The organism is Ferrimonas sediminum (genome assembly GCF_900100175.1).
GTDB classification, from domain to species: domain Bacteria; phylum Pseudomonadota; class Gammaproteobacteria; order Enterobacterales; family Shewanellaceae; genus Ferrimonas; species Ferrimonas sediminum.
The window spans coordinates 1-10,263 of sequence record NZ_FNEM01000033.1 but is presented as its reverse complement, the minus strand read 5'-3'; the positions used below and the strand labels follow the sequence as shown (position 1 = coordinate 10,263).

The following is a 10,263-nucleotide window of genomic DNA, read 5'->3' as shown; positions in this document are numbered from 1 at the left end:
TTGTTGAGTGTTTCAACTCTCTCCAGAGTAATAAATTGGTTGCGGGGGCCAGATTTGAACTGACGACCTTCGGGTTATGAGCCCGACGAGCTACCGGGCTGCTCCACCCCGCGTCCATACTGCTTTCGACACTCAGGACAAATCGTTGCCTGTTTGCTGAAAGCGGGGCGCATATTAAGCCGCGAACGGAAAGCTGTCAACTCCCATTAGACAAAAAAATGCTCCTGACCAACCAGTTGCCTACGTAGTGCTCAACATACCGATTTTCATCATTAAAAAGAATACCTCAAGGCCGGAACCTGCGTATAAAACTGGAACAGAGAAGTGGCTGCGGTGATCCTCTGGTTGGTAACTGGCGCCAGTCTACGGAGGTACTCCAATGGAGTCGGTTAGCTCGGCCAGGTGGTGAATTGGTGTAAAGGTTACCTCTAAGCTGTGATCGCGCCACTAGGCCGTCGTAATTTCAGAGACCTCCATCGCATCTTGCTGACCAGCGCCACCTGAGGACACACTAAATCGCCGGTGGCAGGCTGGGCACTCCACCCAAGCTGGAGTGTTGGTAGCGTTGTCCGGATCGGCCCGGCCCAGCAGCAGTTGTTCGTTGCCGCAGTTGCACACCCAAGCGGCGTTGTTGCCAGTTGCGATGGCTTTTCCTCGAGTACCATCCTGGTACATCACGTCTATCTGTTTTCGTTTCTTGGGCATCGCTGAGTGACCTTTTGCTGCAGTGTTAACCAAGTTTCACTGTACGTCAGCATGGGATGCTTTGATAGTGGCGGCTGTTACTGGCGTCGTGACAGCAACGCGTTAACTGGGCTAATTCACGGTGACGGGGTGAGTTGTGAGCCACTTGGCCAGTGCCGTTCGGGTGACGATTTATTCAACACTCGAGGGATGGGGATCACACTTATTGGGCTGTATGGTGATACAATTCTCACTAAATGGGCTGATAGTTTAGACTTGATTTTCACTCACATTTCGTAGCCACTGATTTCCTGACCAGTAAGGAAAAACTTGTTGATTTACTTGACACAAGCTCACTGTGTTTAATGTATAAGTTTTTTCGAATGTTGCCGTTTCGACTATTGACTTCTCTCTAGTGCACGCCGCTCAAGGGGTTTCAAGGTTTATCCACTGTTTTTGTGGATAACTGTGTTAGTTAAAGTTATGCAAATTGCTGTAATGCCTGCCACAATGGGCTTCATGTCGATTTCCACAGGTACTGTGAGTAACTGGCTGCCTATATAAAACAATGACTTAAGATTGGCTTCGCAAGCGGCCTTTAAAATGCACAACATTTAATTGTTTGTTTGATTGCAGCTTTGGAAGCTGTGTATTAAATGGCAGATTTTGTGCCGAATGCGTCATGCATTCGTATTTTTGAACTAATGGAGGCCAAGTGAGCCGAACGACTGTCCATGACCTGACTCAAGGCAGTGTGAAAACACAATTATGGCGAATGACCTGGCCAATGTTGATTGCCATGTCGATGATGATGACCTTCAACTTTGTCGATGCCTATTTTGTGAGCCTGCTGGGAACGGCCGAGTTGGCGGCATTCAGTTTTACCTTTCCGGTGACCTTTACGGTGATCAGCCTGGTCATTGGCTTGGGAGTAGGCACCTCGGCAACAGTGGCCAGTAGTCAGGGTAAAGGCGACTGCGAATTGGCGCGCCATCAGGGCGGCGTGGCGGTGGTGCTGTCTGCGGTGTTGGTGATGCTGCTCTGTGCCCTGGTGTGGTTGTTGCACGACGGCATTTTTGTGCTGATCGGTGCTGATCAGGCGACGCTGCCGGTGATTGCCCAGTTTATGGATGTGTGGTTAATTGGCGGGGTGTTTGTGGCCTTTCCTATGGTGGGTAACGCTGTCTTGCGTGCCAATGGCAATACTCGGCTACCCAGCATGGTCATGGCGTCCAGCGCAGCCATGAACGTTATCCTGGATCCGATTCTGATCTTTGGCTGGGGGCCGGTTCCGGCAATGGGGCTGACCGGAGCGGCATTGGCGACGGTACTGGCTTATGCCTTCAGTTCGGTCATCATCCTCTATATGTTGTTTATTCAGATGAAAGCCATCGCCTGGAAGGCCAGTTGGAGGTGCCGGCTGCAATCGGCAAAAACCATCCTGGCTATTGGTTTGCCGGCATCCAGTTCCAACATGCTGACACCGGTCGCAATGGCGGGCATGACCGCCATTATCGCTCAATATGGTCATGAAGCGGTGGCAGCGTTTGGTGTCGGAGGGCGATTGGAATCATTGGTTACCCTGGTGATTTTAACCCTGTCTATGACCCTGCCACCGTTTATCAGTCAGAACTACGCCGCTGGGCGTCACGATCGCGTTCGTCAGGCTTACCTGGGTACCATCAAGTTCGTGTTGATTTTTCAGGGGGCGGTGTACCTGCTATTGCTGTTGTTATCCTCTTTTATCGGCGATGCGTTCGGGCAAGATAAAGCGGTGGCGGAGATCATTGTTTTGCTGGTTGCCATTTTGCCGTTGGCCTACGGGGCTCAAGGGGTGGTGATCCTATCCAATTCCAGCCTAAATGCTCTGCATAAACCAATGTTCGCTTTGGGGCTAAATCTGGTCCGCTTATTCGTGATGTACCTGCCTCTGGCATTCATTGGTGGTAGAGTCGCGGGCCTTACAGGGGTGTTTGTAGGGGCCGCGATTGCCAACTTGATCACCGGCGTCATTGCCTGGCGTACTGTCTGCGGCCAGTTGTGCCCAGTAAAAGAACCGACCACCGAGGAACCTAATGAGTCGACCGTTTAAACTATGCTCGCCATTTAAACCGGCGGGGGATCAGCCGGAGGCCATCGCCAAGATGGTGGACGGCATTGAAAGTGGCTTGGCGCACCAGACGCTGCTGGGGGTAACTGGCTCAGGTAAGACCTATTCGATGGCCAATGTGATTGCCGAGCTTGGCCGTCCAACCATCATCATGGCACCGAATAAGACCCTGGCGGCTCAGCTGTATGGTGAGATGAAAGAGTTTTTTCCGGAAAACTCGGTGGAGTACTTCGTCTCCTACTACGACTACTATCAGCCGGAAGCTTATGTGCCCGCGTCCGATACCTTTATTGAAAAAGACGCCTCCATCAACGATCACATCGAGCAGATGCGGCTATCGGCCACCAAGGCCTTGATGGAGCGCAAAGATGTGGTGCTGGTCGCATCGGTGTCGGCCATCTACGGCCTGGGGGATCCTAAGGCCTACATGGCTATGTTGCTGCATTTTCGCCAGGGCGACATCATCAATCAGCGCGATATGCTTAAGCGGCTGGCAGAGCTGCAATACACCCGAAATGACATGGCGTTTGAGCGTGGCACTTTTCGAGTGCGGGGCGAGGTGATCGATATCTTTCCGGCGGACTCCGAGCGCCACGCAGTGCGGGTCGAACTGTTCGATGAAGAGGTCGAGCGAATCACCCTGTTTGATCCCCTGACCGGCGCCTTGGAAAAAGAGGTGGCACGGGCTACGGTGTACCCGAAAACCCACTACGTGACGCCAAGAGAGACGGTGCTGGAGGCGATTGAGCAGATCAAGGCTGAACTCAAAGTGCGCCACCAGTACCTGCTGGACAACAATAAGCTGATTGAGGCGCAGCGAATTAAAGAGCGCACTCAGTTTGATATTGAGATGATGTTGGAGCTGGGGTACTGCTCCGGCATTGAAAACTACTCCCGTTACCTGTCGGGGCGGGCGCCGGGTGAGCCTCCGCCGACGTTGCTCGATTACCTGCCGGATGACGGTTTGCTGGTGATTGATGAGTCCCACGTAACCGTGCCTCAAATCGGGGCCATGTATAAAGGCGATCGCTCCCGAAAAGAGACCCTGGTGGAATACGGGTTTCGATTGCCGTCGGCCATGGACAACCGGCCACTGAAGTTTGAAGAGTTTGAGTCTATTACTCCCCAGACCGTGTTTATCTCCGCCACGCCGGGCAAATACGAGCTGGAAAAATCCAACGATGAGGTGATCGATCAGGTGGTACGCCCCACCGGATTGCTCGATCCTGAACTGGAGGTTCGCCCTGTCGCCACACAGGTGGATGATCTGCTGTCTGAGGCCAGAAAGCGCATCGAAGCGGGCGAGCGGGTGTTGGTCACTACGCTGACCAAGCGCATGGCGGAAGATTTGAGTGAATATCTCGATGAACACGGCATCAAGGTGCGGTATCTGCATTCGGACATCGACACCGTTGAGCGGATGGAGATCATTCGTGACTTGCGCCTTGGGGAGTTCGACGTGTTGGTGGGCATCAACTTGTTGAGAGAAGGTCTGGATATGCCGGAAGTGTCGTTGGTGGCGATTCTGGATGCGGATAAGGAGGGCTTCCTGCGCTCCGACCGCTCTTTGATTCAGACCATCGGCCGGGCAGCCCGAAACCTGAATGGAAAGGCGATTCTGTATGCCGATCGCATCACCGGTTCGATGCGGCGGGCGATGGACGAGACCAATCGTCGCCGTGAGAAGCAGCAGGCACACAACCTGGCCCACGGCATTGTGCCCACCGGTTTGAATAAGAAGATCACCGATGTGATGGACATCGGCGGGCGTCCTGGCCAACAAGGCGGCAAACGCAAGGTCGCAGAGCCTAAGCCGGTGTATCAGCCGGTGAATCCCAAAGCGTTGGCTAAGGAGATTAAGTCTCTGGAAATCAAGATGTATGAACATGCTCGAAACCTCGAGTTTGAAGAGGCCGCGTCGGTTCGGGATCAGATCGAGGCGCTGAGAAAGCAACTGGCCGCCGGATAGCCCATACTTAAGTATGAGAACGGGTGCCATCGGTGCTCACTCAGACTTGGGTTGGTGCGGCGTCTGCAGGTCGCAAATCAGACCGAAGACGCCGGACACCACAGCGATGTGGAGGGCAAATTATGCAAAAAGTACTGGGAATTACCCTCTTTGCTGCTGCCGCCGTGGCGGCGCTGATCTTGGGCAGCATGGAGGTGGATAACGCGAAACGTCAGCAGGTCGACAGTGCCCGGGCTGAACTGTTGCAGCCAGAACATCAGGCGCGCATGTTCGATACCAGTGACATGATGTACGATTACAGCCAGCCAGAGACTCCCGATATCAACCAGTTACTGCAAGATTACCCCACCGCCGCCGGAGCCATTCCCGAAGCGGTGCGGGATAACCTGGCGTACGAAGCGGCGGTTGAAGGCGATTACGAGCAGGCCTATCGTCAGATGGCTCTGGCCTTCAAGGAAGGCCACGGCGAAGGCAGTTATGCCACTAGCTGGTAATGGAGCGCTCGGGCTGACGTTTAAGTTGCATCAGGCTGACAAACAGCAAGGCTGACAAAACCCCGTAGAGGTGGGCTTCGACGGCGACCCTGGCTTGAATCAAGCTTGCCAGATCGCCGCTGGCGCCCACTACGTTTTCCCAGGCGACCTTGGCGATGACCCCAATCAGCAGCAGCGGGCCGAGCTTGCTGCCACTTTTCCAGTCCTGAATGGCTCCGTAGGCAAACCAGCTGTGCAGGATGGCACTCAGGCCGACGTAGCGCTGGGTGCCGTCAACCCACCAATACACTCCCAGGCTAATGCACAGACCACAGAACAGACTCAGCAGCAGAATGGTCGAGAATCGAAAGTGGGGCTGGAACAGCCCTAGCATTACTGCCATGCCCCCCAGGTTCATCAGTAGATGGTAACCATTGCTGTGCAGTAGGTGGCCGGTGAACAGTCGCCACCATTGGCCCTGGTCCAGGTGCGAGCGTGACCAGATCAGGCTGTCATGAAATTGTGGCAGCAGGTACAGGCCAATGGCCAGGATCGCCAGCAGTGCCGGCACACTCCATTGACTGGCGCTGGGCCAGCCCCATTTGTCTTTAATCAAGGTGAGCCTTTTGTCGTGCGTCGCTAAGGACGGTGTCCCGGTGGCTCAGATAGTCTTCCAGCCCGCGACTGCGTAGGTGACAGGCCGGGCAGTCGCCACAGCCACTGCCTTTGATGCCGTTGTAGCAGGTGAGGGTATGATCCCGGACCAGCTCCAGTGAGTGGTAATGATCGGCCATGGCCCAGGTTTCCGCCTTATTGAGCCACATTAGCGGTGTGACTAGCTTCAGGGGCCGATCCATGCCTTGTACCAGTGCAGATTCCATCGCCTTGACGAAGTCGTTGCGGCAGTCGGGGTAGCCTGAGAAATCGGTTTCGCACACACCGGTGATGACCGCTTCGGCGCCGATTTGATAGGCGTAGATCCCGGCCAGGGTCAGAAACAGAATGTTGCGGCCTGGCACAAAGGTATTTGGCAGGCCGTTGTCCATCAGGGCGTGATCCACTTGAATCTCATCCCGGGTCAGGGCGGAGATGGCCAGTTCGTTCAGCAGGCCAACATCCAGGATCTTGTGGGCAGTAACACCCAGTTGATTGGCCAACTCCTGAGCGACGTCGATCTCCTGGCGGTGGCGCTGGCCATAGTCGAAGGTAATGGCGTGCACTTCATCGTATTGTTGCAGAGCTTGCACCAGGCAGGTAGTGGAATCCTGGCCGCCGCTAAAAACGACTACGGCTTTAGTGGTGCTCATGACAGCTCTCCGGTTTTCGCAAAAGTATTCAGTTTGGTCATATAAGGCTCGATATCGCCGATGTGGGTGGCGACCCATTCAGTATCATAATAGCTGTCCAGGTAGCGTTCGCCGCTGTCGCACAACAGTGTCACGATGGAGCCGGACTCGCCGCGGGCGGCCATCTCTGAGGCCAGCAGCAGGGCGCCATAGAGGTTAGTACCGGTACTGGCACCGGTTTTTCTGCCTAGAATCGATTCCAGCCAGTGAACGGTAGCTACCGAAGCCGCATCGGGAATTTTACGCATCTGGTCGACAACCCCCGGGATAAACGAAGGCTCTACCCGTGGCCGGCCGATCCCTTCGATGCGAGAGCTATGGTGGCTGCTGATGCTGGCATCGCCTTGGTTGAAGTAGTCGTAGAACACCGAATTGTCTGGATCGACCACGCACAGTTCGGTATTCAGCTTCTGGTAACGGATGTAACGGCCAATGGTGGCCGATGTACCGCCGGTGCCCGGACTCATTACCACATAACGTGGCTCGGGAAAGCGCTCGCGCTGCATCTGGTTGAAGATGGCGTTGGCGATGTTGTTGTTACCGCGCCAGTCGGTAGCCCGCTCGGCGTAGGTGAATTGATCCATGTAGTGGCCGTTGCGCTCGCGGGCCAGTCGCTCAGATTCAACGTAGATGTCCTTGGGATCGACCAGGTGACAGATGCCGCCGTAGAATTCAATCTGCCGAATCTTCTTGCTGGCGGTGGAGTGAGGCATCACGGCGATAAACGGCAGACCCAGCAGGCGGGCAAAGTAGGCTTCGGACACCGCAGTGGAGCCGGAGGAAGACTCGATGACCGGAGTGCCTTCGGTGATCCAGCCGTTGCTCAGGCCATACAGGAACAGCGAGCGTGCCAGGCGGTGCTTCAGGCTGCCGGTTGGATGGGTGCTTTCGTCCTTGAGGTAGAGATCGACCTCGGGAAGGCAGGGGAGATCCAGTTTAATCAGGTGCGTGTCGGCACTTCGCTGGAAATCGGCTTCAATCTGGGCGATTGCCCAGTTTACCCAACGACGAGACATCTTTATGATTCCTTCTGAGTTCGGAGCGGTGAACCTGGAGATGCGTAAGTCGCGTCAGCCTAATTTTGGAGTTAGGCCAGGTTGTTAGTCCATCCGGTAACGTGATAACTGTGCAGGCATGGTACCCAATGCAAACCGAAGTGTTAAGAGAGTTAGCCACCCAACGTATGCCTTTTGGTAAATACCAGGGGGTCATAATGGCAGACATTCCTATCGCCTACTTGGTGTGGATGCAGAATAAGGGGTGGCCGAATGGCCCGATTGGCGAAAAATTGGCGTTGTTGCTGGAGATCAAACATAACGGTCTGGGCTATCTGTTAACGCCATTAAAGGAGCGGGACGACAGCGGTTACTAACACCACCGGCCGTTCTGGTCACAGGGGAGTGCGGGTAACAGCATGCGTTAAATGGACTTCCGTCGTGCCCACCACCATTGCACTCCAACCACCCCTCCGTCGTGCCCGCGCACGCGGGTACCCAGTGTCTTTGACCTTGCCAGTATGTTTTTAAAGCCACTGGCCCCTCGCGTTCGCAAGGGCGACGTGGGGAAGGAGACCCTCGCGTTCGCAAGGGCGACACGATGGGAGTGTGGTGTTTTGGTTAGTTGAGGCGGACGCCATTGGATCTGCAGTCACCCCAACTCTCTAATCGCCCCTTCGTCGTGCCCACCACCATTGCACTCCAATCACCCCTCCGTCGTGCCCGCGCACGCGGGTACCCAGTGTCTTTGACCTTGCCGGTATGTTTTAAAGCCACTGGCCCCTCGCGTTCGCAAGGGCGATGTGAGGAAGGAGACCCTCGCGTTCGCAAGGGCGGCACGATGGGAGTGTGGTGTTTTGGTTAGTTGAGGCGGACGCCATTGGATCTGCAGTCACCCCAACTCTCTAATCGCCCCTTCGTCGTGCCCACCACCATTGCACTCCAATCATCCCTCCGTCGTGCCCGCGAACGCGGGTACCCAGTGTCTTTGACCTTGCCGGTAACCGTTTTTAAAGCCACTGGCCCCTCGCGTTCGCAAGGGCGACGTGGGGAAGGAGACCCTCGCGTTCGCAAGGGCGACACGGTGGGAGTGGGGTGGTTGCGGAAGCAGCGGGAGTCGCAGAAGCTCGGAGAGCTAATCCGGCTCGGCGTTGCAACTGCTCGGTGCGGCATCTTTGGCCAGTTGAATGGCGTCATTCAGCCAACGTTGGTGATCCTTGAGGCCGGTAATTAGCCGTTTTGGAATGGCACTCAGGCCCAGGTGGGCACCGCACAGGGCCCCGGTCAATGCTGCCCTGGCCATATTGTTGCCACCACTGTTGATCGCCACCATGACAGGTGTTTCAAACGAGTCCGGATAGCGGGCCGCTAAGAAGAAGGCGGCGGGCATCAGCATGGTGAGGGAGCAGGCCATGCCGTAAACCTGGGCGATGGCTTCTGGCGGTTGCACCTGGATGTGGGGGCTTTGCGCCGCCTGAATCCACCAGCCCATGCCCAGCAGTACATCGGGAAACGGCAATTCCCGACTCGGGCGAGGCGGCGTCAGCCCCAGATGCTGCTCTTCGGCTAACACGGCGTGTGTGAAGGGCAGTTCTCCGCGCTGTATCATCTGGCGCATTGTTTGGCCCAGGTTGCCGTCCAGTGGCATACCTGCCACCAGAGCTCCGATGACGATACCAAATGCGGTGGAGGCAGTGACAATGGCGGGGTCGCGATGGGTTAGTCGGGCACAGGCGGCGCTATGAAGTCCGGCCTGCATCAGGCTGCTGTGATAACGACTGCCAATCAGAGCCGCTCTCTGGGCCGCTTCCGAGGTGTCGGCCAAGGAGGCAAAATTATCGTCATGCCAGTGTTTGCCTTCCACTTTAAGGGCGTACCAGATGTCCCGCACGGGCTGTTCGGTAAAACGGCCACTTTCCGGCTCGCCATCAAGGGTGTCCAGCAGCGGCTCGAGACGACGAAGGTAATCCTCCTCCTGATACGCCCCTTTGGCCACCAGACTTTCCAGCAGAAGTTGCTGAAATTGACCGGTTTGGGAGACATCGCCTAATTCAACACCGTCGTGGTAGCGTCCTGGAAGCACAGGCACGTAACCACAGATCGGAGTGGGGTAGGCGGCCCGCAGTTCATCGAGGTCGTAATACCAGTGCGGGCCGACGCCGAGAGCATCGCCGATGATTGAGCCCATTACCGCCCCGGCGGCGCGGTCTTGCTGCGGTGTCAGAGAATCAGCGATATGGTGATCGGACATGATGGTGCTCCCAGAGTCGAGTCTGACTTACAGTGTAGTCTTGAGTCTGCAATCGATAGATCAGGCTGGAGGCATGTCGGCGTTGATGAGACAGTGCCGCAAGGTGTTTTAAACAGTTTGTACATCTACAGCGACGACGTGGTGCTGCCTTGGGGCGCCGTGTGCGGCTCTCTGTGAGGACAGTATCGGCTGACGGCTGTTGAGGAAACTGTGGGAAATGGGTACCAATGGCATAAACAAAAACGCCGCCCAGAGGGCGGCGTTGAAATGATGGTGGAGGGGGAAGGATTCGAACCTTCGAAGGCGGAGCCGTCAGATTTACAGTCTGATCCCTTTGGCCACTCGGGAACCCCTCCACGGAATTCTCTAGATAGATTGTTTAGCGTGCTTCTATCTAACACGGTACTCGTGAGGCCAGGGAATCAGACAAGTCTG

9 protein-coding genes and 2 tRNA genes are annotated in these 10,263 nt (G+C 55.7%); 4 read left to right on the top strand and 7 right to left on the bottom strand.

Features of this window, described 5'->3' with window-relative positions; translation table 11 throughout:
• Positions 1-36: 36 nt before the first annotated feature.
• Both BLT77_RS19705 and BLT77_RS19700 read right to left on the bottom strand, forming a co-directional pair.
• A tRNA-Met gene (locus BLT77_RS19705) sits at positions 37-113 on the bottom strand.
• A gap of 334 nt (positions 114-447) precedes the next feature.
• On the bottom strand, positions 448-705 hold the full coding sequence (locus BLT77_RS19700) for a hypothetical protein (protein ID WP_143026691.1): 258 nt from the start codon (positions 703-705) through the stop codon (positions 448-450).
• Positions 706-1,471: 766 nt separating this feature from the next.
• On the opposite strand from BLT77_RS19700, the gene BLT77_RS19695 reads away from it, so the two are divergent.
• From BLT77_RS19695 to BLT77_RS19685, 3 genes are all read left to right on the top strand, one after another.
• A complete protein-coding gene (locus BLT77_RS19695) occupies positions 1,472-2,776 on the top strand; it encodes an MATE family efflux transporter (protein WP_090368529.1) in 1,305 nt (434 codons plus the stop codon).
• Positions 2,760-4,763 carry an excinuclease ABC subunit UvrB gene (gene uvrB / locus BLT77_RS19690; protein WP_090368528.1) on the top strand — a complete coding sequence of 668 codons (2,004 nt, stop codon included), beginning with the start codon at positions 2,760-2,762 and terminating at the stop codon, positions 4,761-4,763. Before BLT77_RS19695 ends, uvrB begins: the two co-directional genes overlap by 17 nt.
• 122 nt (positions 4,764-4,885) lie before the next feature.
• Entirely contained in the window at positions 4,886-5,257 is a 372-nt protein-coding gene (locus BLT77_RS19685; RefSeq protein WP_090368527.1) for a hypothetical protein, read from the top strand.
• Here BLT77_RS19685 and rrtA read toward each other — a convergent pair.
• Genes rrtA through BLT77_RS19670 form a run of 3 tightly spaced genes read right to left on the bottom strand, consistent with a single transcriptional unit; the run spans position 5,247 to position 7,598 of the window.
• Positions 5,247-5,852 (bottom strand): rhombosortase, encoded by a 606-nt coding sequence (rrtA, locus tag BLT77_RS19680; protein WP_218126964.1) that lies wholly within the window; start codon positions 5,850-5,852, stop codon positions 5,247-5,249. The two genes, BLT77_RS19685 and rrtA, sit on opposite strands and share 11 nt — an antisense overlap.
• The gene (gene queC, locus BLT77_RS19675) at positions 5,845-6,543 is read right to left on the bottom strand and encodes a 7-cyano-7-deazaguanine synthase QueC (RefSeq protein ID WP_090368526.1); all 699 of its coding nucleotides are present in this window, start codon (positions 6,541-6,543) and stop codon (positions 5,845-5,847) included. The genes rrtA and queC overlap by 8 nt, the downstream gene beginning before the upstream one ends.
• Positions 6,540-7,598: a PLP-dependent cysteine synthase family protein gene (locus BLT77_RS19670; RefSeq protein WP_090368524.1), complete on the bottom strand. Its 1,059-nt coding sequence runs from the start codon at positions 7,596-7,598 to the stop codon at positions 6,540-6,542. The genes queC and BLT77_RS19670 overlap by 4 nt, the downstream gene beginning before the upstream one ends.
• Before the next feature lie 128 nt (positions 7,599-7,726).
• Here BLT77_RS19670 and BLT77_RS19665 point away from each other — a divergent pair, with 128 nt between their 5' ends.
• A complete protein-coding gene (locus BLT77_RS19665; RefSeq protein WP_028115061.1) occupies positions 7,727-7,954 on the top strand; it encodes a DUF3820 family protein in 228 nt (75 codons plus the stop codon).
• 758 nt (positions 7,955-8,712) lie between these two features.
• On the opposite strand, the gene BLT77_RS19660 is transcribed toward BLT77_RS19665, so the two are convergent.
• Both BLT77_RS19660 and BLT77_RS19655 read right to left on the bottom strand, forming a co-directional pair.
• The gene (locus tag BLT77_RS19660; protein ID WP_090368522.1) at positions 8,713-9,828 is read right to left on the bottom strand and encodes an ADP-ribosylglycohydrolase family protein; all 1,116 of its coding nucleotides are present in this window, start codon (positions 9,826-9,828) and stop codon (positions 8,713-8,715) included.
• 271 nt (positions 9,829-10,099) lie between these two features.
• Positions 10,100-10,184 (bottom strand) — tRNA-Tyr (locus tag BLT77_RS19655).
• Positions 10,185-10,263 lie beyond the last annotated feature (79 nt).

Bases quoted from the DNA above. Each gene is read 5' to 3' on its own strand.
- BLT77_RS19695 (WP_090368529.1), top strand. From the start codon at position 1,472: ATGTTGATTGCCATGTCGATGATGATGACCTTCAACTTTGTCGATGCC.
- BLT77_RS19685 (WP_090368527.1), top strand. From the start codon at position 4,886: ATGCAAAAAGTACTGGGAATTACCCTCTTTGCTGCTGCCGCCGTGGCG.
- BLT77_RS19670 (WP_090368524.1), bottom strand. From the start codon at position 7,598: ATGTCTCGTCGTTGGGTAAACTGGGCAATCGCCCAGATTGAAGCCGAT.
- uvrB (WP_090368528.1), top strand. From the start codon at position 2,760: ATGAGTCGACCGTTTAAACTATGCTCGCCATTTAAACCGGCGGGGGAT.
- BLT77_RS19665 (WP_028115061.1), top strand. From the start codon at position 7,727: ATGCAAACCGAAGTGTTAAGAGAGTTAGCCACCCAACGTATGCCTTTT.
- BLT77_RS19700 (WP_143026691.1), bottom strand. From the start codon at position 705: ATGCCCAAGAAACGAAAACAGATAGACGTGATGTACCAGGATGGTACT.
- BLT77_RS19660 (WP_090368522.1), bottom strand. From the start codon at position 9,828: ATGTCCGATCACCATATCGCTGATTCTCTGACACCGCAGCAAGACCGC.
- queC (WP_090368526.1), bottom strand. From the start codon at position 6,543: ATGAGCACCACTAAAGCCGTAGTCGTTTTTAGCGGCGGCCAGGATTCC.